Source organism: Paraburkholderia nodosa (assembly GCF_001718195.1).
GTDB lineage: Bacteria > Pseudomonadota > Gammaproteobacteria > Burkholderiales > Burkholderiaceae > Paraburkholderia > Paraburkholderia nodosa_A.
On sequence record NZ_MCNV01000028.1, the window covers coordinates 42757 to 64880 of the forward strand.

A 22124-nucleotide genomic window follows, 5' to 3' on the forward strand; every position below is an offset into this window, starting at 1 on the left:
AGTAACCTCGCTTGATCGGAAGAGAGCCGAGCCTGTGCTGTTTCGAACCCACCACCGTTCAGGTGATAAAGCATGCAGATCTCTTCAAGCGCAAGTAGCGGATGACGAAGGCTATAAGCAGCATGACTAGAGGGCCGAGACGAAGTTACGCGGCGCGCTGTGCGACGCTCGACAGGAACGGCGTCGTCAATGCGCCGTAAAATGGTGCTCCGCCAGAGGGTAGGCGTAAAAGCCTCGCTGTTGACAGGCTTCGGCTAGCCCGAGGCGGTCCACGTATTGTTGTCCAATTGCGCAAATCGTCGTCGTCCAAGATGCCGAAGGCCCGCTTAGGCGGTAAAGCGTTTCTCATTCAACTCTCTCCAACTTATATCCGGATACCGGCCTAGATTGAGGTGAATCAGGGTTTGCGGGTGCGATTACCGTTTTGGTCGTCGCGCTCCAGCCCATAGACATCCCCCTCAAGCTCCGTCGCTTCTGCCAGAACTCCGGTGATAAGGTCCATATCCTTGGCGGTCAAGGTGAGACCTGAGATGGCGACGTTCGAGGCTAGATGAGTGCGGTCGCGCGCGCCGATGATGACGGCCGCCACCCCCGGTCGGTCGAGCATCGCAGCGCTGGCGACTGTGGCGATGTCGGATCCGTGCCGGTCCGCGATCTGGCGGAGCATTGTCAGAAGGGCCTGGAATAGATCCCAACCGCCGATGTCGTCGATAATCCGCTTATATTTGACCAGCGAACGGTTCTCCAGCTCCCATGTCGGTTCCGGTGCGCCGAACCATCTGTCGGCGAGGAAGCCGCCTGCCACGGTTCCATAGCACAGAAGGGGGATACCGTACTCGACTGCCGCCGCAGCCATCCGCCGCTCTGGACGTCCGTCGAGCAGCGAATACTGCACCTGCATGCAGGTAAACGGCACTCCTGCGTTCACGATCTCCAGCATATGGTAAGTGTCGAAATTGGTGCCGCCGATCTTATCAATCTTGCCGGCGCGGCGAAGATCATCGAGCCACAGCGCCACCTCGATCCAACGTGGCTCTCGGTATTCCCACCAGTGGAGTTGTACGAGGTCGAGCCGCTCCTGGTTGAGGCGTTGCAGTGACTGGTCGATCACCCTCTCGACATAAGACTTGCTGATGCGCCGTAGTATGTCTAAATGCGGCACAAATTTGGTATGGACTTTGATTCGGGCGAGGGCCTCTTCCCCTCGCAGATCGCGATAGCGCCTTCTAAAATGACCGATCAGTTCTTCGACCCCGGTATAGATGTCGGCACAGTCGAAGGTGGTTATTCCGGCATCCGCGAAGGCCACCAGGTCCGCCACGGGATCTTCGCTTCGGGGCGTGCAGTGGCCACTCGCGAGTTGCCAGCCTCCGTGGATCACTCGTGAAATCTCGTAGTTTGGGGCGAGCTGGATACTCTGCATCTTAGTTGCGCCTTATAACGGTCATCATGGTGCGGCCCCGGTGTGCTTGCGAGGGGTTGAACTGGCATTGCCAACGCCGATCGGATAACTAACCATATAGGAGGAAAGCCGACCGATCGGGAGGTTGGCGCGCTTGGAATTCGCTGAGTATGGACATGCGGAAGGCTGATACGCAGGCCTGCCACTCCTAAAGCCTCCTGCCGTTCCCCGATCCGTTCTATGGCCATTTGTCCGACCTTGACGTTCATACGACCCGCTCCAGCATCATCCGACCAGCTTCCGCGTAGTGCCGCTGGTGGACCATGGCGTGTTGCGCAGCCGCCTGCAGATCGCGCAGCCGCCGCTGAAGTGGTGAAGATTCATACACTGCGACACCGCCGGCCAGGGTAAAGCAGGCATGCGCTGCGCGGGCACAGATCGTCGCAATCCAGATTCCAGTCTGTATGCCCTCGCTGTACAGCGCTTGGCCATTCAGCGTGCCGGCCAAGGCGTGCCGCCAGTGACTCTCCGCCTGAACCTGCATGGCCGCCCGCGCCGCACGCACATCTGCCTCAATTCGGCCCAGCTCGCCCAAGACCATCTCCGAGTCGCGCATAGGAGCCGGCGCTCGAAGTTGTTGCCTGCCGCTTTGGGCGAGCTCGGCAACATCCGACAACGCGCCCTCCGCGATGCCTACGCAGACCGCGCCAATAAGCACCGACTGGAGGTGCCGCCAAGCTTGATAAAGCGGTCCCGGTTCGCATGATGCGCCAGCCGGAAAGTCGAAAAAATTGGCCTCCGACGCGAGTACGTTCTGTAGGGCTATGTGGTGACTGCCGGTACCTCTGAGGCCGGAGGCGTGCCAAGTGTCTTCAATATGCCAAGCCGAGGCCGGCAAGGCGACACCCCGGACCAAGGCTGGCCCGGCATCCCCTGCCGGGCCAAGGAGTGGCTTTCCTCCTTCCGACATGACACACAGACCCGCCATCCAGTCGGCGTTGCGGCAACAACTGGCGAACGGCCAACGGCCGCTGATCTGCCACCCACCTGGCACTTTCTCGGCGGTGCCTCCAGGCATGGATACGCTAGCTATGATGATGTCCGACTTCTCCTGATACATCAGATCGTAAGTCTGTCTCGGCAATCGAGGGCTCATAATTGCCGATGAAATGCCGATCATCGCGGTCCAGCCGACTGACCCGTCGAGCCGAGCCAACGCGCTGATCACTTCCATTCCCCAAGGCAAATCTAACTCTAATCCTCCACGGCTGCGTGGCACGAACACGCGGAACACCCCGATCGATCGCAATTTCTCGATAAGGTCGGACGGCATGCATCGTCCGGCTTCGATTTCGGTTACGCGCGCGAGCATGTCCGGGGCAAGATCGCGAATCGCGTCGAGGATCCGACCGGCTGCAACTGACGAGATCTCCAGGCCCTCGTCGTCAGAGGGGGCTTGAATTTCAGCTTGATGCCCCTTTGGCACCGGGCGATCTGACTCGTGTAGAGCATTACTTTGCTTCATTAGTTTCAGCATGTGTCTGATTAATTAAATGAGCGAGCATGCCTTCACCTATGACAGGTTCAGTGCGGCGGTGGTTAGTTGTTGCGCCTTACGTCATGATTGACCAGCATTACGCGGTTCTCGTGCTAATCGCCTACCCGGCTGCAGTCTATATGCTATTGGTTCTGTGACGGGCAGCGTGCGTTCATTTCTGTGGTTTATGTGGCAAGCATCAATTGTGGCTGTAGGCGGGGGATTGGTGAGCCGGACCATGGGTTTTCCTCCTGTGCGCTTAGCGTGGTTGGAATGCAAGACCCGCGCAAATAGGCACTCGCGGTTCGGCCTCGGGTTGACAAATCTATTGTTCGTCGACGGATCTAATACTTTATACACACTTTCAGAAAGTCTGCCTCGCGTTCAGTAGAGACGCAAGGCAATTAATATCAAAAGAATTGAAATGTCGTTCAGTTATAGTAATGTCGCAATCATTGCATCGCCGAGAGATGACCGCTCAGATATTCCAGTTGACGGTTTCGCGTTCACCGCGCGTGACAATCGTCTTATCCACATGGCGTTGAGCTGTATGCTTGCATGCTGGAAGTCGATCGGTGCGGCGCCGTCAAAACCCGGCGCGAGCGATGCTAACCCGCGTTTAGATTCTTAACGGCAGGCCAGCCACACCTCAGCAGAAAGCATGCTGCCAAGGAGTAAATGTAGCGAAAAAAGGCGCGTCATGCGGGTGGGCATGACGCGAAGGGAATAACCGCCGATGTCGACCCAACTGCGTTAATGTCCGACTATCAGGACTAGCGAGGGCACTGTAACGTAAGATGTCTCGATGAAGAAAAGAAAATCGCTTTATCACGGCCACCGCTTCCCAGCGGCAATCATTAGTCTCGCGGTTCGGTGGTGTTTCTGGTTCCAATTTAGCCTGTGTGATATTGAAGAACTGCTGTTCGAGCGCGCTGTCGTTGTCAGTTACGAGACGGTGCCGAAAACAGCCATCAACCTACGCGTGAGCGCGAACGCCGGATGCGTGGTTTCCGCGATCCTGGTCGCACACAAGCGTTCTTATCGAGCTTCGGACCGATTCGCCAGCACTTCGCGCTCAAGCGACATTTACTGCGTGCATCACTCTATCGCAAACAGCTCGACGCACGCTCTGCCGGGTGGCATCGCTTCACTAGGCTCACCCAAGATCCGTCCAATTTCTGAGCGAATGTACGTCCTGTGCGCTCTTGCATCTCGTACCTTAACGTGACAACGCCAATTCTACGGGTGAGCCCGTCTCCCAAGAACCATATGATGCATATCAACGTCGATGTCGAGTCGCATGAGTATCTTTGCGAATGCAGGTGCGCAAGCGTGCGGCAAGCCGTTAGCGCGTGGCGCACCGCGTTTACTAACATTTTCAAAGTATTGTCACAATGACGAGACAGTACGAGCATGAAATCCAAACGTCATCCCTATGGCCGGAAACTGGATCACGTGAGGTTGCAGGCAATGCGCCAGCAAGCAGTGAAGCCGTTGGCGAACGACAGGACGTGGCGAGTGTAGTGGCGGCCTGCGGGGTGAACGAACGCAGCGTCTATCGTTGGCTGGCCGACTTCGCCAACGGCGGACAAAGCGCCTTGCTCGTCGAGCCGGTCCTCGGCCGGGCGCCAAGGTCACTGCCGAGGAGATGCGCTGGCTGGCGCAAGCCGTACGGGGCCTCACGCCGTTGCAGTTCAAGTTTTAATTCGCACTGAAGCTGGACGACTATGAAGAATATGATCGACACCGACACGATGGAGCGGCGCGAGCGAATCCGAAAAAAGGCCTTCGAATTCGCCGAAAGCGGTGCCTTTACCAATTGGCAAGCAATTGGGGTGGCGCTCCGCTCACAATTTCCAACTAGTCACGTGGAGGATATCCTCGCGAGCCCATTCTGTCGTCTGGATCTGAATAATCGATGCGACAAAGCCCGCCGTCACGATCTGTCCGATAAAGATATTCACGAGCGAGACGGCAAGCAAGGAGGCATTGAATAGCGATCAACCGATCTTGCGCGAGATGCTCAATGCGTTGCGCTGGATGGCTCGCGCTTGGGCGGCGTGGCGAGTGCTGCCGACCAATTTATACGCCGTGGCAACTCGTGTACCAGCAGACACAACGATGGCTGGCGGCCGTCTGTTTGGCTTTTTCAAGTCGAAGGCGGTTAGAATGAGAGGGTGAAGAGGAACAAAACGCCGTACTATGGTTTGCGTTTTCCGGCCGCGATCATCAGCTGCGCGGTACGCTGGTACTACCGCTTTAACCTGAGCCTGAGCGACGTGGAGGAGTTATTGCTCGAGCGCGGCGTGATGGTCAGCTACGAGTCGGTGCGAAACTGGTGCGACCGGTTCGGGGCCCACGCGGCGCGGGAAAGCCGCGCGCGCAAAGCCTGGCTCCACCTGGCATCTCGATGAAATGTTTGTGAAGCTGCGCGGCGGGTCGTACGTGCTGTGACGCGCGGTGGACGAACATGGAGCAGAGCTTAGATGTGCTGCTGCAAGAGCGCCGCGACAAGGCTGCGGCCAAACGCTTCTTCAGGGGGGCTCTGCTCGCACCCCCGGTGCCCACGAAGATCGTTACCGACCAGTTGCGGAGCTACCCGGCAGCCAAAGCGGAAGTGACCGAGCTGGTCGGTGTGAAGCACCTCTTCGTGAAGGCCTCTGCCGGGGTCAACAACCGCGCCGAGAATAGCCACCAGCCCACGCGCGGGCGTTAGTGTCAAACGCAGGGGTTTCGCGATCCACACCGAACGCAGGCGTTTCTTACGCGCTTCGGACCGATCCGTCAGCATTTCGGCGTTGCCCCGGCATCAAATGAGCGCAGCCTGCCATAGAGCTGAACTTCAGGCGCACCTGCGCTGCTGGTTTGAGTGGACTGGTACGAACTGCATGGTTATCTGATAAGGATGCCTATTGTTAATGGGGTTTGGCAAACTCCATCGCTTAACTTGACAAAGCCAGACAAGGCATTCCAGACGTGGAAGCCGACCGCACCGAAGGCGGCCGGTTCGAACTGATCGCATCGACTAGCACGGAGGACAGAATCAGGTGAAAGGCGATACGTACAAGCACCTCATCGCCGAGTTGCAAAAGTTGAACCGGCGCATTGAGAGTGCGAGGCAGGACGAACGGCAAAACGTTTTGCGGGAGATTCGTGAGAAGATGACCGAGTGGGATATTACTTCGAACGAGCTCCGGCGATATCGACGTGGCACGTACCACATGAAGCCGGTTCTCGCGAAGTACCGAGACCCGGCCACTGGCCGCGAGTGGAGCGGCCGGGGCCGTGAACCGGCCTGGATCGCTGGCAAGGATCGCAGTCTGTTCCTCATCGAGAGCGACGATGCACCAGCCGGCACGCTGCGGGCCGTTCGCGCTGGTTAACTCTCTCTCGGCCTGCGCTACGTCGAGCCTCGTTGCGAGTCTCTGGCCAGGTGCGGCCGCACGTAGGCGCCCGCCGCGCGGAGTTCATCTCGGTTTCGGTTTGTGCCTGTGGCCGTTTCCCTGATTCGCCGTCCTGTCACGCACAATAGCTAACCCGCTACGGCCATCAAGGGCCGCGCGGAGCTGCGACGCGTCGAGCAGGGACTGTGCGAGACGCTCGGAATTCCGAGCGCGGTAGGATGATATCCTGAGCAGGGATGATCGCGTCCTTTTTGACTGAAGCGTAAGTGGCGGATGAAGCAGCTGCTAGTTCGAGGCAGAGCCGGCCATCGACGGTGAGATTTTTTGACAGTCGCAGGGTGAACCTTTGCAAGATAATCTGCAACGCCAATTTATGGTAAGACGAAACGCTTCAACAGCGTGTTAGACGCTCAATGGCCCCGGCTACCGGGCGAGGGATAACCGACAGGGCGGCGCAGACAATCAAGCGACGCCCGAAGGGATCTGTCAGATTTTTAGTTGCGGAGGTCATAAGACTACTAAGATTTTGGAAAGTGCTCTGCATGACTACATGAAAAGTCTTGTTTTCGTGCCGTTTGGCACGAAAACCCGCAGCGTGCTCATGCAACATGCATTACTCTCCGCGGTATGTAGCCACCTGCTCCATCAGTTGGCGCTCCGAGCGAACGCTGTAAAGCATCCAGACTAGCATGGCTCGCAGCAACTTCCCTGGCGCGACGCTCGACCGTCCAAGCGTGGTCAAGTTCATCTTTTCCATGTGTTCCATTGGATACCAAATAAGGTGCTTTTTCAACGATACAATGGACTAAAAGGGGCATCAATATGATTGAAGTATCCAGAAGAAATAACCATTTATATAAAGCGAATTGGTGCTGCTAGGATTTGTGCCTCATCGTCACTGAGCCGTGTATGAGCGAAGAATCGGATTCCGTCCGCGTAAATCGTAGTGCAAGTGGGCCCGCGCCTATCATGGCCATCGCGTCGATGTGCAGCGTACAGCTTGGTGCCGCGTTGCCGCGGCCCGTGATGGCACAATATGGTACGTTCAGCACGACTTGGGTGCGCCTTTGTTTCGCGGGCGTGGTACCGTCAATCGTGGTGCGACCGCCGCTTCAACCTTCTCCGGCGGCGCTGGGTCGCCGCCATCGTCCTCGGTAGTGCGATGGCGGGCATGACGCTGTGCTACTTCGAAGCCGTCCGGCGCGTGCGTGTCACTCGGTCTTGCAGTCGCCATCAGCTTTCTCGGGCCGCTCTCCTTCGGTCGGTAGCCGCAAGTTCCGCATGCAGTGTGGCCCGTGCTTGCGCTGGCCGGCGTCCTGCCGCTTGCGCAGCAGGACGGCATGTAGGTCCCCTGGTTCGGGGCGCTCGTGTTTCCGATCGGGTCTGCGAGAAATCGTCAAGAATGGTGTATGCGGGTCGGTGGCATGATCAGGCGGCCAGCGCTTGATGGCCAGCATCGGATGTGGCCGTCAGACATAGGCCCACGCCAGCAGACTGTATCTTGGCATCGAACGCGACGGCCCGCTGCCGACGACGGTGTGGAACCGCTTCGTCGAATGGTAATCGGACCGCTATAACAAGACGGTCACTGAGGCCGCGGGCCGCGCCTTTTGTCTCGACACCGTCAAGGGTTCGCTGGAAAGAAACCTCGATCTTCTGCATGACTTGATCCAGCGCACGAGCGATTCTGGCATCTCCCGCTAAGGGGGCGATTAGCATGGTTTGATCAAAACGTGCAAATCGCATGAGGGCAAAGACGCAAAACGGTAGCGCTGGAACGGAACTTCCTGCACTTCGGCTCGGGCAGTGGCGGCGAAAGGGTTGCCGCAATCTACGCGCTGGTCGCCACGGCCAAGCTGAACGGACTCGACCCCGAAGCTCTGCGCTACGTCATTGCATGTATCGCCGATCATCCAGTCAGTCGCGTCGGCGAACTGCTTCCGTGGGTAATTGCCGATCATCTCAAGAACGACCACGCCTGAGAATCCTCAAGCACTCACCGGTGTCAAGAACGGCCTGCACCGTACGCTTACGCGAGGACGGGAGGCGGCCACATCACTCGGTGGTGACGGCGAAGTTTTTGGACGCGAAAGACAGACCACTAGGCGACGACGTGATCTCGAAGCCGTACTGAACCTCACCAAGCACGACGTCATCGAAATAATTCCGCGACTTGAGGTAATTCATGAACGCCAGCACGTCGAGCGTGGTGTGGTCGGTCTTTGTTGTGCGAAGAAACGAATAGACCGTGTTACGGCCGTTGCTGCCCACGTAGACATTCCAGGTACCACCCGACAGCGGGACATCTTTCTGAATTGGGATCGCACAGCCGGAGAACGTCCAGTTCGCGGAAATCGGTTTGACGTTGCCGCAGCCATCAGGCAATCCGGTATAGTTGAGCCAGACCATGATTTCGTGCGCATTGTTTCCGGCCCAGATATCGAAGGTCGATTCCCAAGCGCCGCCGTAAGGCGTGGTCGATGAGACGACAGCGGTCAGCGAGTTAAGCGAACTGAGTGGCTTGTTGACCGCGTATCCGATGTGCGGATAAGACTTGATGTGGCCGGTGTCGGGTTGTTTTGAAGAGACGCCCCAGTCAACGTTGCTCTTGGCCCAGATCGTCTGCTTGCCTGCGGCGACACCTTGGCAGGGCGCCCAAACGTCATTGTTGAACGTATAGCTACCGTAGGAGCTAGAAGCAAAAAGGAGATCGGCCGGATAGCAGGACGAGGCTTCGGGCGAAGTTGCAGACCAGCCATCGGCCTGTGCTTCTGCACTGCAAACCATCAAAACTGTGGCGGCACAGCCGGCGAGGAATGGCGTTCGCGGCATAAGGTTGCTGTCTCCTATACAGTGGATGATGTCAGTCGAGATTGGTCTCTCTTGGCTTTTAGGGGATATGAGCGGTAACTTTGCGGAACTATCATTCACTCATCCTGTTGCCACTTTTGACCGCCGGTCGGAACCAGCGGCGTTGGTCAAACGGGAACAGAACGTAGTCGCGAACCGTATGCGGTTCCGGTTGGTTGCGAAGACCCACTTCCGGCCATTCCTCTTTATCCGGCCAGTATGCCGTGCGAAAAACCGTGTCCCAGATGGTGGTGAAGAACCCATAGTTTTGGTGCCGGTGATGCGACTCCATTGAGTGGTGAATGCGGTGAAACTGGTTATCGCCGATGATGTATCGGAGCGGCCCGAGATTCACGCGCGTGCTAGAGTGAGAAAGATGTGCCTGAAAACTAATTAGCGTCATGGCAATCGCGGGCACGACACCGGAATTGAAGTGGATTAGCGCGAGTGGCAGTGCTACAAACACCGCGTAAACAAGCGGTTCGGAAATGTGATGATTACAGTTCCACGCGGTCAGCTCGCGGATCGAGTGATGAGTGGCATGCAAGCGCCACAGGAGCGGAATTGCGTGCTGTGCGCGGTGCATCCAGTAGTAAAAGAAGTCGCCGGCAATTGCAACCAGGACGCCAGAAAGAACCGCCATAAACACGCCGACAATCGTGTTGCCGGAATGGAACAACGCCCCAAAATCGACTGTCAGGAGTGGTTTCACCCCTAGCCACTGCAGCCCCATAGCGTAAAGGTGCCAGATTAATGCACCACAACCAATGCGGATTATCCAGTTCCGCACGCCTCGAATGTATGACGCAAAACTGTAGCGGTAGGCCGGATAGATCAGCTCGAGTACGACGCAGACGTTAGCGAACACCATCACGAGCTCTAATGAGCTCACGAAGAACCGGGCCATCTGATCAATATCGACAACGTGCATTCATTTGCTCCGGCGAATCGGCGCTCTATGCGCGAGCCTAGATTAAAGCGGTAATCGTCAGGCAGCCGCCTTACAGCTGTCGCTTCACCGGTCCGAAACTATTTGGTCCGGCGCATCCTATAAATACCGATTCGGCATGCCATTCGATGTGAGGGTGGTAGTGCGCGGGTTGCACCTAGCAGATCAAGCAACATCAGTACCGTAGTACTTCAAACCATATCAAACTATAACCGTGACGACTGCACGGTAAGTTTTAGTATGCATCGCTTCGCGCCATTGCGAAAATCAATTGTTTGGATAGGAAACATTCGTATTCTAAATGCCGTTTTCGCTTCCGTCGTAAGTACTGGCGGCATTCAGCCACAGCTGACTTGCCGCAGGAGTTGATTGCCACACTGTTCACCGATCCTGCTCTTCTGCGGATAGGACGGCAATCTCATCGCGGCCGACCGTCCTTCCTATGCCGTCACAGTTGGGTTGGCGCGGCACGAAACCCACAGCAGCGAGTCCGTCTCTCAAGGACATCTGGGCACTAGGAGACGCGAGAAACCACAGCTGGCATTCAACGATTTGACTTCCCTGCCTGATGCACCGATATCGCCCTACATCATAGTTGAGCGGATGGGCAAGTGCGGAAGAGCCAACGGCCGTTCGGTGAAGGGGCCTGTATGGTCCAGCGACGTGGTGTCCTCGGGGCGGAAATGTCCAAAGTCCCGGTGCCGGACTGACAACGTGACAACGCCGACGATTAGCGGCTGATAGTGCAGTCTGGTTCTATGTGCGCGTAAGCGATCAGGTCTGGCTAATTGCGCATCGTCAGATGCCTCGATTTTACTAAAACTTTCTGAGGGATTTTGATGGCGCAGAACGGTCCTCTTCGAGGCGCCATTGCGCGCGACCGTCCGCTCAAATCTTCCGTGAGGAACGGACCGTGTCACGTCGGAAACAGATATCTGACAACCTCTTGTCTAGTCTCTTCCACTCCTATTACGTCAGTAATCAGTCCATCAGCCTTTAAAAGATTAGGATTCTGGATCTCGTCAGATAGCTTCCGCATCGTGTCTTTAATAGCGCCTTCAGCACCAGACATCAGTTTGCCCATCGTGTCCGGGCTAAAAACGCCGATGTGTGCGTGCGGATACGCCAGCACGGCTATTGGATCGAATCCGGGGCCGCTCATCGCATACACACCGCCGGTGTAGGCTTTTCGGACGACAAGGAGTAGCTTAGGTACGTGGCATCTGACATGTGCTCTGAACAACTCCGCTGCTGCCAAAAATATGCCGCTACTTTCAGCTTCCCTGCCTATCATGAACCCGGGAACGTCGGCAAGGAAGATGATTGGCATGCTGGTCTTTGCAGCTATGTTTATCATTTTTGCCATCTTGGCCGCGGATTTCCGGTGGATGGCGCCGCTGTTGAATCGCGGGTTGTTTGCCACGATTGCCGCGAAATGTCCCTTAATGCGCGCATAGCCCGTCAATGCTTCTCGTGCGTATTCGGCGTTTGTTTCAGTGAAGCTGCCTTTGTCCACAAAAGAAAGCAGCAAATGATGCATGTCATAGGGGGTGCGATGATTGGACGGAATCAAATTTTCAAAATCGACTGCGTCGGGTTCCTCATATTCAAGCGTGGTCGACGGTGTGCCTTTGACGAGGCAGCGTAGAAAATCTCTTACGCATTCAAACAAATGGCGTTCATCTTTGAACGCGAGCTGAACTGACCCCGAGCCCCGGCAGTGAACGTCTGTTCCGCCAAGCGAATGAAGATCCGACTGCTCAGCCAGCATCGCCTTCACCATATCCGGACGGCCCATACATAGAGCCCCTTTCTCAGTCATCAAAACCAGATCGGCGAGCATGATCGGAAGAGCCAACGGGCCTGACGTCGGTCCTAGTATTGCTGAGATCAGCAGATTGGCTTCTGCTAACTCTGCGAGCGACGCGCTGACCCTGCCCATCCCTGCTGGAGACAAAAGCAATCTCGACATATCTGATGAAATTACTTTCGTTGTATCGAAACTGCCCACCTCTCCCGGATGATCCTGAATGTATATCAACGGAGCCCGCTGGTCCCGGGCCTGATTCACAGTGCTTATGATTTGCTCGGCAGTACGCCATTGTCCGGTTCCATTGAACATACAGTCTTGTCCACGATTCATGACCAGAAATGACTTGACCGAATTGATTAGTCCCTCGCCGCAGAGGAAGTGGGCGTCCGCTCTTGGATCATGTTCGACAAAGCTACCCGCATCAAAAAGCATGCCAACTCTTTGCAACGAAATCTGCATGAACTGTTTACCTCCTGGCAGTGCGTGAGCGTTTGGAAGTCCAGCGCCAGCGCGATTGAGAGTCGCGTACGCTACGAAGCAAGAATCTCCTCCACAGCGGCCGCCATCAGAAGGAGCCGGCGGTCTTGGCCACGTGCGGCATCAAGGCTCAATCCCACGGGTAATGCATCGTTCGGCGCCACAGGCAAGGTAATGGAGGGCATTGCGACATTGCTTGCGAGGTCGGTGTTGCGTATTACGTCTGCGAACAGTCCCGGACGCTGTGCATCGCTAACGTGAGGAGTGCTGCGCGGGACAGTGGGATAAGCTAGAAAATCGATCCATCGAGCGTTGAGCAGCGCATTCATTTGTAGCCGCAAGTCGTTAATGTTCTGCACTGCGGCGGAATAGTCTTTCGCGGAAATCAGACTTCCGTCAAGGTGTTGATGAATGATGCTCCTCACGCACTTGTCATGGATGTTGTCGAACACAGCATTAACCCTGCTTCCCCATCCAAACGAGAGCAGTGCGCGCGGAAAGTCCGTAAAAAATTCGTAAACTGGAATAGTAAAAGTGCCGAACTTATTTAATTCTGAAACAACAGCGTCATCGAGGTCGACGCACTGAAAGCCTGCACGAGTGAGACGCCTGATCGCCTGCCAGGAATGCTTCCGAACATCATCATCCAAGTCGTTCCACATGGAGCTTGGAAGACCGATTCGACAGCGAGTATTTGTTTGTTTTGACGGGCTTTGGCTATCGGAGCTCAGCAAGTCGTATAGAAACAATGCGTCTTTTGCCGAACGCGTCAGGAGGCCCGGTGAATCCTTCGTGCGTGAAACCGGAATGATCCCGGATGAAGACCACCGGCCACTTGTTGGTCTGAAACCGACTATGCCGCAAAAGGCTGCGGGTATCCTCACCGAGCCGCCAGTGTCGGTTCCGATCGCCATCGGGACAATACCGGCTGCCACAGCTGCGGCGGAGCCGCCGCTGCTTCCGCCGGCCAAATGGCCCGGAGCCGCCGGATTGCCCACGGTTCCCCAATGGGGATTGACGGACGTGATTCCAAAGCTCAGTTCATGCATGTTGTTCTTGCCGGCGACGACGGCACCGAGGGATTTGAGCTTTCTGACCACAAGTGCGTCGCGTGTGGCTATACAATCTACCATGCCCGGTGTCCCGGCGGTTACAGGGAGTCCCTTGACGCAAATATTGTCTTTTGTAGAAAAAGGAATGCCGTAGAGTGGCGCGCCTCGCAGATTGTCCCTCGCCCTCGCGAAGTGAGCCTCCGGACTGCGAGCACGTATGAAGCAGTTTAGATGTGTCTGGTTAGCGTCTGCGTTCAGTGCGCGATCCCGGATCTCTTCCGCTGTAACTGCTCCAGACCTTATGACGTCGCGAAGTGATTCAAGAGTGTTGTGAAAATGCATGAAATTTTGCAAGTGGGAGGTCGGGGAGTGCGATATTAGTAGCTGTAGGCACTGCGTATATCGTCAAGAGGGTTGCCAGGCAAAAGATCACCCCCGACGCTACGTATAACGGCGCATGCGCTGTTGATCGCTGTCTGCACGGCTCCCTCAACCCACCCACCGGTGAAAGAACAGCCGCATCCTGCCAAGTAGAGTCCTGTATCGCTTGCTGGATCGTTTGCCGTCTGAAATTGAAAAAAGAGACGCTGCGAATAGACGTCCTCGCCGGGGTAGTTGAGCTTGAAGGCGCCGGACGAATGCGGGTCGGTCAGCCAGTCATGATGGAGGACGCAGCGTTCATAGTCCTTATCTGCAGGGACGAGGTGACGCGCAAGTTCTGGATGGAAGGTTGACAGGTCGTCGACGAAGCACTCGCATCGCTCTTTTTTGTCCGAAACGCTCAGCAACTTATGAGCGTCGTCCTCCCAAGTGTAGCTGAGCAAAACCACACCCCGACCATCTGGGTTGTGAGGTTCGTAGTCAAGGCAGTATACGCCTCGTGCGAAGCTGTCAGACTGGATGGTTATGGGCAGTTTCTTGTTTATCCAGAACTTGTCTCGGGTGAGCATGAAGAGTTTTGACGATCCGGTCAGATGAGTTTCTCTGACTGCTCTGGATACGTCGCGGCTGAGAAACGTTTCATCATCTGTCAAGCAATGAACCATCTGCATCGCCCTGTTGTTGCTGGTGACGATCACCCGGTCAAAGGTCGAAATTTCGTTATCGTCGGTCACGATCTTGATCTCTGAACCTTCTTTGTAGATGCGACCGACGCCGCTGAAGCGAACTCGTTCGGAAACGGTGTTGCCATAAATATTCTCGCCTGCAATGCGTTCAGCCAGTGTTGAAATTCCGCACGAGATGAGGCGTTGATCGTCCATGTAACCGTTAATGACGAGACGCAAAATTTCAGTGAATCCGGCCTGATAGACAGGGAGAAAACCACCTGAGCCAATCCCAAGGGACCCAAACAGTTCGAAGTCGTACGGCCTTTCCCAAGCGGTACCTCCAGGCGGGCAAGGACCCGTGAAAATGGTGACGATGGCGGCATAGAACGAGCTGTCGCGAAATAAATCCAGCCATGTTTGCCACGCGGTGCGTGCTTCGTTCAAGCGCTGCGATTTTAACATGGCAGTAATTTCGGCTGGCGCGACGAGAGCTGTGCCATTGATCACGCATCCATCCTGCAAAAGAGCTCTCCACCCTTCGTGTACACGCCTGAATAGAGGCGGCGGTGGATTTCCGGCCGGCCAGATATGGCGGACGCCGCGATAATGCAGTTCCGTATCAACGACTCCAGGATCGGGGAACGATGCTGTGGTGGGAATATCATACCGGTCAAGGTAATGAAAAAGACCGGTCGAACTTGGGGGAAACCGCATTGCGCCCATTTCGGCGATGAGATGTGGGTGCTCTGAATCAAACGCCTGTGACCACAACCTGCCGCCAATACGATCGCGAGCTTCAAACACAGTGACGTCGCATACACCTGCTCGCATCAGTTCGTTCGCGGCCAGAAGGCCGCTGATGCCAGCTCCCACAATAGCAACGCGTGGACTTGCGATATTCGAGGAGAGAGTTCCGATGGCCCCTACAGATGCGCCCCGGTCCAAAAACGGAGCATAGTCATACAGTAGATCGACGGTAGTCGATGGTACTTTTGAAGATGCGACGCAGTTTTTCATGAATTCCTCTCCTGTAATGGCAATGCATCGACGCGAAAGACGATGATGGCGGGAAGTGACGCACGAATCTCGATAGAACGGGGCGAGATCCTATATTTCGTTTCCGATAACGTGTTGCTCGTCAGTAGAAAATGCCGCGCCGGAATGTCTATGCAATCGACGATAGCAATCTGCTGTAGCGAAATCAAGCAAGTAAAATTGATGTCTGTAGCAATCTGGAAGCGGGCTATGGATAGTTGTGCCGATAGTGTGAAAATGGAGATGCTATACCTGAGGTCCGACAATGTGCTCTGGGTCAACCTTAAGGGCGCTGACAACGATGGTCTTTTCATCGGGTCAGAAACCTCGTCGCGCCCGCGCGTTTGCGAGGGTCACGGCGCCAGCACCTTGATCTAGGTGCCATTGCAAGCGTTTGACGCTTCATCGTCCTCTTGTCCATCTCATTGCCTGTGAGCTCAAGAGCGCTCGAGGAGCACGACCGGTGGACCTTCCAGCGTTGGCTTCCCTAACTGCAAAAGGGTGGGTTAGGCGTGCTCGACGAAATCCAATGCCAAGCAGCGCATCGCTCGTCCTCGCACGGCAATCATGCTGACGCACGGGTGCCGGGGAGTGTGTATTTTGAATAGACGAAGACATCGCTACTGCACAGTTGGACAACCAGGTTATGACTGGTCTTTTGGCGTCCCCTGATGATTTGCACCCAGCAACATATACATCGCCGGTACCACGAACAGTGTGAACGCAGTGCCGATCGATAGTCCGGTGAAGATCACCAGACCCATTGCGTTGCGGCCTGCTGCGCCCGCGCCCGAGGCGACGACTAAGGGCAGTACGCCGAGCACCATGGCGACCGTCGTCATGAGGATCGGGCGCAAGCGTGCACCTGCCGCTTCCTCCAAGGCTTCTCGCTTGCCGCGGCCCACGCGCTGAAGCTGGTTCGCGAACTGCACGACAAGAATCGCATGTTTGCTGACGAGTCCCATGAGCGTGACAAGTCCAATCTGCGTATAGATATTGAGCGTCGAAAAGCCGGCATTGATGAAGACGAGAGCACCGAAGAGCGCCATCGGGACGGACACCAAAATGACCAGGGCATCGCGGAAGCTTTCGAATTGCGCTGAAAGCGCAAGAAACACGATAATCGTCGCGAACATGAGCGTGACCGAGGAGTTACCGGACTCTTGCATGAACTGGCGCGATAGCCCTGCGTAGTCGGTGTTGTAACCTGCCGGAGCTGCTTCGTTCGTGGACTGACGAAGGAAGTCGAGAACTTCGCCCTGGGAGACGCTAGGTGAGATCACAGCGGAGATCGTTGCCGCATTGAGTTGCTGGAACCGATTGATCGATTCAGGGACGACTGCTTGCTTCAGGTGCGCAACCGTCGATGCCGGAATCATGCTGCCGTCCGGCGTGCGCAAGTAATAGTCGAGTACCTGTGACGGATTCAGTCGATCTATTTGCTGGACTTGCGGAATCACCTTGTATGAGCGGCCAGCGATCGAGAAATAGTTTGCGTAGTTACCGCCGAGTGCAGCGCCTAGCGCCTGTCCTACATCGCTTTGCGTGAGGCCGAGTGACGCGATTTTGTCGCGGTCAACTATGACGACCGTTTCTGGCTTGTCGATCCTTAGATCGCTATCAATAAAGAGAAACATGCCACTTGCACGCGCTTTCTGGAGTACGGCTTTCGTCACCTGGTCGAGATTCTCGAAGGGCTCTGTCGTGCTGATCACGAATTGCACGGGGAAACCCTGTGCGCCCGGCAAAGGCGGGAACTGGAACGCGGCGACACGAGCACCAGCAATGCCATTCCACCTCTGCTGGAGCTCCTGCTGTAGTTCGGTTGCGCCTCTTTTCCGCTTGTCCCAAGTCTTGAAGAGAACGCCACCGAAGCCCTGATTCAATGTTGGCAGGCCAGTTAGCTGAAACAGCTGGGCATATTCGGGCAAGCGCTTCGACATTTCTAACACCTGATCGGCGTATGTCTGCATTTGCTGGACTGTGGCATTCGGCGGCCCCTGGATCAGCGATAGGACGATGCCTTGGTCCTCCTGCGGCGCAAGCTCTGCCTGCGAAGTCGAAAAGAGATAAACGGTTCCGCAAAGCAGCATAACTCCCATGACGACGAACACGGAAGATGTGTCGAGGGCCGCATGCAAGAGCCGCGCATAGCCGGCATGCACACGATCCAGCTGTCGATTGACGAAAACGGCGAAACGCCCGGACTCGTGCACATTTTGGAAAATGCGCGAGCACATCATCGGCGACAGGGTTAGCGCAATCACGCCTGACACCGCGACGGCGCTCGCAAGGGTGAACGCAAATTCAGTGAAAAGGGTGCCTGTCAGGCCGCCCTGAAAGCCGATAGGCAGATATGCGGCGATCAGCACGGCGGTCATTGCCAGAATCGGGCCGCCAAGCTCGCGCGCGGCAGTTAGCGCGGCTTCCATGGGAGACTTGCCTTCATTCATGTGGCGGTCGACGTTCTCGACGACGATGATCGCATCGTCGACCACCAGCCCAATCGCGAGCACCATCGCGAGTAACGTCAACAGATTGATCGAGTAACCGAGCAACTGCATCATGGAGAACGTGCCAATCAGCGAAAGCGGCATCGCGACCACGGGTACGATGACGGCGCGCAAACGACCGAAGAAGAGGAAGATAACGGCCGTGACAATCAGCAACGTCTCGACGAGCGTCTTCACTACTTCATCAATCGCGCTGTTGATGAAGTCTGTCGCGTCGTAGACGATATCACCAGCCATCCCCGTCGGGAACTGCTTCTGCAGATCGGGAAACACGGATTTAACGCGTCTGGCCACATCGAGCACGTTTGCGTCAGGCGCTACCTTAATTCCGATAAATACAGAACGCTTGCCGCCAAATGCGACGCTGGAATCATAATTGTCCGCGCCTAGCACGACATTGGCAACGTCCTCGAGACGCACGATCACTCCGTTCTTTTGTTTGACAGCCAGTTTCTGAAAGTCCTCCACCGAACGGACGTCGGTACGCGCGTTTAGACTGACGCTGGTCATCTGGCCTTTTGTTGTGCCGAGTGTCGCGAGGTAGTTATTGTTGTTGAGTGCTGTGTAGACATCAGAAGCAGTGACATTGTGCGCTGCGAGCTTGGTTGAATCTAGCCATGCGCGCAATGCGAACTGGCGACCGCCCAGTACTTCCGCGGTCTGCACGCCCTGAATGGAGTCGAGCTTCGGCTTCACAACGCGCAGCAGATAGTCGGTGACATTGTTGGGCGGCAGCACGTCGCTGTAGAAGCCCATATACATCGCGTCGGTGGTCTGGCCCACCTGCATCGTCAGCACCGGCTGCTGGGCCTCGCGCGGCAACTGGTTACGCACAGACGCTATCTGTGTATTGATCTCGGTGAGCGCGCGGTTCGGATCATAATTCATGCGTAGCGTCGCGTTGATCGTCGACACGCCCGTGCTGCTTTTCGACGACATGTAGTCAATGCCCTGCACCTGAGCGATGGCGGCTTCTAGCGGCTGCGTGATAAACCCAGCCATTGTGTCGGCGCTCGCACCGTAATAGGAAGTGGTAAGCGTGACTACGCCCGTCTGGGTTTGAGGATATTCACTGACCTTCAGCGTGGAGAGCGAACGCAAGCCTAGTACGAGGATCAGCACGCTCAGTACTGACGCGAGGACTGGCCGGTTGAGAAAAATGTCGGTGAATTTCATTGGGAGGCCTCTCACTCCTCCTGAGGCGTCGGAGCAGGACTGTCCGCAGGCAGCACACGATTATTGATGATGAGCGGTGTGCCGTTCTGTAGCTTGAGCTGACCGCTCGTGACGACCTGCGCGCCTTCGTCGAGACCCCTCAGGATCGCCACCTGATCCCCGCGCGTGGGTCCCGGCGTCACGAATACCTGTTGCGCCACCGGCATTGTTTTACCGTGCGCGTTTTTTTGCTCGCGCCGTCTAATGACGAATACCGTTGCACCGTACGCATTGTGCGCGATCGCGGTTTGCGGCAAGGTCAGATAGCGCTGCTCGCTACCCACATCTATCTTCACGTTCGCGTACATGCCGGGCAACAGCTTGCGCTCGTGGTTGTCCAGGACCGCTTCGATCTGAACGTTGCGGGTTGTGCTGTCCACGCGCGGATTTATCGCGCGGACTTGGCCACCGAAGCTAAGGCTCGCAAATGTGCTTGTATTTACGGAGACGTGCTGTCCGGCCTCGAGTTGCGCCAGTTGTTCCTGGGGTAGGTGAAAGTCGACGTAAATGGGATCGACGACTTGCAGGGTAACAATTGCGTCCCCCGGGTTGATGTACTGGCCGGGATTAACGGTGGTGATCCCCACGCGTCCTGCGAAAGGTGCGCGAATGGTTTTCTTGGCGACGAGGGCAGCTTGCTGTTCGACTTGCGCCCGTCTGCTCTTCAGTTCGGCTGTGTCGGCATCCAACTGGGCTTTTGAAATGGCCTGTATGTCATACTGTGCCTTGTCGCGCGTGTAAACCGTTTGCGAAAGGTCCGCGGCAGCTTTTAGCGATGCGAGCTGTGCGCGATCAGAGTCGGCGTTGAGGCGCAGGAGAACCTGTCCGGCCTTCACCTCCTCACCGGAACTGAATTCGAGCTCGCGCACGAGGCCTGCGACTTCTGTCGTCACGTCGACGCCGCGCACCGCGCGTAGGCTGCCCGTGGCGGAAAGCTGCGGCTGCCAAGTCTGATAGCTGACCACAGCTGACGTGACCGTGGCGGCGGCCATGCCATCGCGCATCATGAACTTTTTAATCATATGCGCTTTGTAAAGATTGAAGCCGATCAGCGTGCCGAGTAGACTGCCCACGCAGATCAGCATGATGGTCATCCGTTTTCCTGTTAGTCTTTTCATCGTCATCGTAGTGTCCTTGCACGGCAAACTCACGAGGCACAAGCGTCTTTGGCGCGCTACCCGTGAAACGTATGCGGCGGCAGCAATCGTCATGAGCAGTCACTGGGAGCGGGCGCCGGCGTTTGCATGCCCAGCATGCCCCTTCTCGTCATACGCCGTGTCATTCCACCAACCGCCACCCAGTGCCTGGAATAAAGCAGCTGTATCTGCATAGCGAGCTGCTTGCGCCTGCGCGAGATTCACGACGGCCTGCTGATATTGGCGCTGTGCGTCGAGCAGCGACAGATAGCTGACTCCGCCGACTCGAAACTGTCCGCGCGCCACATCCAGTGAACTGCTAGCCGCGCGCCAGGCGTCGGTTTGGGCGGCAAGAGCAGCCGCGTCGTGATCGAGTGCGCGCAACGTGTCCGCCACATCTTCGAATGCGAGCAGCACGACTTGCCGATATCGCGCGTTGGCCTCGTCAAAGGCGGCTTCCGCCGCTCTTTTTTTTGCGGTCAATTGCCCACCATGGAATATTGGTTGCGTGAGTCCCGCGCCGATGTTCCAGATCATGTCGGCATACTTCAGCATGCCAGCCGGCGTTAAAGACTGTGGGCCGTAATTCGCGGAGAGCATGAGTTGTGGATAGAGGTTTGCCGTGGCGACACCGACCTCGGCGCTCGCCTGGTGCAGCACGGCATCAGCGGCCAAAATATCCGGCCGCTGCCGGACCAGCGAGGAAGGCAGACTGACCGGCAAGGTTTGCGGTAGTGTGAACATCGACATCGTGAATTCGGACACACCTGCTTCGCTCGGTAATCTGCCCGAAAGCACGGCAAGCTGGTGTCGAGTCCGATCGAGCGACTGCCGCAGCAGCGGTAGCGTCGCCCGTGTTTGCGCGACTAACGTCTCTTGCGAGAGCACGGCAATCCGGTCCGCACCGCCGAATTCGAATTGCTTGCGCAAAACGCCAAGCTGCGTCTCCTCGTCGGCTACGATGTTCTCGGTCGCGCTGATCTGCTCACGCAGCGACGCTTCCTTGACGGCAGTCGTCACGATGTTTGCCGACAGTGCTAGGTAGGCGCCTTGCAGCTGAAAGCGCTCAAAATCGACCTGCGCGCCCTGCGATTCGAGCTCGCGCCGAACTGCACCAAACAGATCCAGATCATACGAAACACTTACCGACGTGTTGTATAGAGTCAGTATTTTGTTGATGTTGGGCTGCCCCAACGTCGCGCCGTTCAGCTTCTCCCGTATCGCGTTGAGCTTGATATCGACAGACGGGGAGAGTGCGCTGCCTGCTTGTGCGCTCATATTCTCGGCGGCCTGGCGTAGCGCGGCACTGGCTGCTGCGATCGTTGGGCTATTTTTAAGTGCTCCGCTTATCAGCGTGTTGAGCGGCTCGCAGCGATAGAGCGTCCACCATTGAGCGGGCAGGTCGCCGCCGGCCGCAAACCGCTGCTCGAGACCCGCCTCGCCCTGCGACGAAGCCGTGCGATCAGGTAAAGGCGTTGCTGTGTAATGCTGAATCGCGGGTGGCGCTGGCGTGTGGTATTCGGGGCCGACCGTGCAGCCGGCCAGCGAGCCGAGGAGTGGAAACACTACAGCGATTACTGCGGCACGCGTGACAACCCGGCCTGTTGTGCAGTGAAAAGCTATCGCGCTGGATTGCGGATGCAAACGTGCACGACCGGAGCCGCATTGGACCTCGTCATTCATCTATCTACC

Annotated in this window: 13 protein-coding genes and 6 pseudogenes; 7 read left to right on the top strand and 12 right to left on the bottom strand. The window is 56.5% G+C overall.

Annotation, left to right across the window (positions count from 1 at the left end):
* Positions 1-397: 397 nt before the first annotated feature.
* Positions 398-1423 carry an aldo/keto reductase gene (locus tag BFD71_RS32235; RefSeq protein ID WP_069268311.1) on the bottom strand — a complete coding sequence of 342 codons (1026 nt, stop codon included), beginning with the start codon at positions 1421-1423 and terminating at the stop codon, positions 398-400.
* Positions 1424-1667: 244 nt separating this feature from the next.
* Positions 1668-2939, bottom strand: coding sequence for an acyl-CoA dehydrogenase family protein (locus tag BFD71_RS32240; RefSeq protein ID WP_218108682.1), 1272 nt, complete (start codon positions 2937-2939; stop codon positions 1668-1670).
* A gap of 805 nt (positions 2940-3744) precedes the next feature.
* Between BFD71_RS32240 and BFD71_RS39600 the strand changes: the two are divergent.
* The 6 genes and pseudogenes from BFD71_RS39600 to BFD71_RS32255 all read left to right on the top strand — a co-directional run bounded on the left by BFD71_RS39600 (position 3745) and on the right by BFD71_RS32255 (position 6322).
* Positions 3745-4121, top strand: a pseudogene (locus BFD71_RS39600) (transposase).
* A 231-nt stretch (positions 4122-4352) separates the two neighbouring features.
* A pseudogene (locus BFD71_RS40905) lies at positions 4353-4641 on the top strand (helix-turn-helix domain-containing protein); the annotation flags it as partial.
* 25 nt (positions 4642-4666) lie between these two features.
* Positions 4667-4936, top strand: coding sequence for a hypothetical protein (locus BFD71_RS40910; protein WP_069268312.1), 270 nt, complete (start codon positions 4667-4669; stop codon positions 4934-4936).
* A pseudogene (locus BFD71_RS42900) lies at positions 4890-5079 on the top strand (transposase); the annotation flags it as partial. The gene BFD71_RS40910 and the pseudogene BFD71_RS42900, both read left to right, overlap by 47 nt.
* Positions 5080-5116: 37 nt before the next feature.
* Positions 5117-5839: pseudogene (locus BFD71_RS32250) on the top strand (IS6 family transposase).
* 147 nt (positions 5840-5986) lie between these two features.
* Complete coding sequence (locus BFD71_RS32255; RefSeq protein WP_069268313.1) at positions 5987-6322, top strand: H-NS histone family protein; 336 nt, start codon at positions 5987-5989, stop codon at positions 6320-6322.
* Positions 6323-6977: 655 nt separating this feature from the next.
* Here the strand turns inward: BFD71_RS32255 and BFD71_RS41805 are convergent.
* Together BFD71_RS41805 and BFD71_RS41630 are read right to left on the bottom strand one after the other, a co-directional pair.
* A pseudogene (locus BFD71_RS41805) lies at positions 6978-7073 on the bottom strand (transposase); the annotation flags it as partial.
* A gap of 698 nt (positions 7074-7771) precedes the next feature.
* Complete coding sequence (locus BFD71_RS41630; protein ID WP_176732985.1) at positions 7772-8005, bottom strand: hypothetical protein; 234 nt, start codon at positions 8003-8005, stop codon at positions 7772-7774.
* Positions 8006-8121: 116 nt separating this feature from the next.
* Between BFD71_RS41630 and BFD71_RS39610 the strand changes: the two are divergent.
* Positions 8122-8325: pseudogene (locus BFD71_RS39610) on the top strand (transposase domain-containing protein); the annotation flags it as partial.
* A 73-nt stretch (positions 8326-8398) separates the two neighbouring features.
* On the opposite strand, the gene BFD71_RS32270 reads toward BFD71_RS39610, so the two are convergent.
* From BFD71_RS32270 to BFD71_RS32310, 8 genes are all read right to left on the bottom strand, one after another.
* Positions 8399-9175: a GH12 family glycosyl hydrolase domain-containing protein gene (locus BFD71_RS32270; protein WP_069268316.1), complete on the bottom strand. Its 777-nt coding sequence runs from the start codon at positions 9173-9175 to the stop codon at positions 8399-8401.
* A gap of 91 nt (positions 9176-9266) precedes the next feature.
* Positions 9267-10124 (bottom strand): sterol desaturase family protein, encoded by an 858-nt coding sequence (locus BFD71_RS32275; RefSeq protein ID WP_069268317.1) that lies wholly within the window; start codon positions 10122-10124, stop codon positions 9267-9269.
* A gap of 934 nt (positions 10125-11058) precedes the next feature.
* A complete protein-coding gene (locus BFD71_RS32280; protein ID WP_069268318.1) occupies positions 11059-12414 on the bottom strand; it encodes a carboxyl transferase domain-containing protein in 1356 nt (451 codons plus the stop codon).
* Between the two features lie 71 nt (positions 12415-12485).
* Positions 12486-13826, bottom strand: a complete 1341-nt coding sequence (locus tag BFD71_RS32285) for an amidase family protein (protein ID WP_069268319.1) — start codon at positions 13824-13826, stop codon at positions 12486-12488.
* Positions 13827-13861: 35 nt separating this feature from the next.
* Complete coding sequence (locus tag BFD71_RS32290) at positions 13862-15550, bottom strand: NAD(P)/FAD-dependent oxidoreductase (protein ID WP_069268320.1); 1689 nt, start codon at positions 15548-15550, stop codon at positions 13862-13864.
* A gap of 662 nt (positions 15551-16212) precedes the next feature.
* Positions 16213-19257 (bottom strand): efflux RND transporter permease subunit, encoded by a 3045-nt coding sequence (locus BFD71_RS32300; RefSeq protein ID WP_069268322.1) that lies wholly within the window; start codon positions 19255-19257, stop codon positions 16213-16215.
* Positions 19258-19268: 11 nt separating this feature from the next.
* Positions 19269-20420, bottom strand: a complete 1152-nt coding sequence (locus BFD71_RS32305) for an efflux RND transporter periplasmic adaptor subunit (RefSeq protein ID WP_069268323.1) — start codon at positions 20418-20420, stop codon at positions 19269-19271.
* 93 nt (positions 20421-20513) lie between these two features.
* The gene (locus BFD71_RS32310) at positions 20514-22115 is read right to left on the bottom strand and encodes an efflux transporter outer membrane subunit (protein WP_069268324.1); all 1602 of its coding nucleotides are present in this window, start codon (positions 22113-22115) and stop codon (positions 20514-20516) included.
* Positions 22116-22124: the final 9 nt, after the last annotated feature.

Excerpts from the sequence above, each read along its gene's own strand:
- BFD71_RS32235 (WP_069268311.1), bottom strand. The coding sequence starts at position 1,423 with ATGCAGAGTATCCAGCTCGCCCCAAACTACGAGATTTCACGAGTGATC.
- BFD71_RS32240 (WP_218108682.1), bottom strand. The coding sequence starts at position 2,939 with ATGCTGAAACTAATGAAGCAAAGTAATGCTCTACACGAGTCAGATCGC.
- BFD71_RS40910 (WP_069268312.1), top strand. The coding sequence starts at position 4,667 with ATGAAGAATATGATCGACACCGACACGATGGAGCGGCGCGAGCGAATC.
- BFD71_RS41630 (WP_176732985.1), bottom strand. The coding sequence starts at position 8,005 with ATGCAGAAGATCGAGGTTTCTTTCCAGCGAACCCTTGACGGTGTCGAG.
- BFD71_RS32270 (WP_069268316.1), bottom strand. The coding sequence starts at position 9,175 with ATGCCGCGAACGCCATTCCTCGCCGGCTGTGCCGCCACAGTTTTGATG.
- BFD71_RS32275 (WP_069268317.1), bottom strand. The coding sequence starts at position 10,124 with ATGCACGTTGTCGATATTGATCAGATGGCCCGGTTCTTCGTGAGCTCA.
- BFD71_RS32280 (WP_069268318.1), bottom strand. The coding sequence starts at position 12,414 with ATGCAGATTTCGTTGCAAAGAGTTGGCATGCTTTTTGATGCGGGTAGC.
- BFD71_RS32285 (WP_069268319.1), bottom strand. The coding sequence starts at position 13,826 with ATGCATTTTCACAACACTCTTGAATCACTTCGCGACGTCATAAGGTCT.
- BFD71_RS32290 (WP_069268320.1), bottom strand. The coding sequence starts at position 15,550 with ATGAAAAACTGCGTCGCATCTTCAAAAGTACCATCGACTACCGTCGAT.
- BFD71_RS32300 (WP_069268322.1), bottom strand. The coding sequence starts at position 19,257 with ATGAAATTCACCGACATTTTTCTCAACCGGCCAGTCCTCGCGTCAGTA.
- BFD71_RS32305 (WP_069268323.1), bottom strand. The coding sequence starts at position 20,420 with ATGACGATGAAAAGACTAACAGGAAAACGGATGACCATCATGCTGATC.
- BFD71_RS32310 (WP_069268324.1), bottom strand. The coding sequence starts at position 22,115 with ATGAATGACGAGGTCCAATGCGGCTCCGGTCGTGCACGTTTGCATCCG.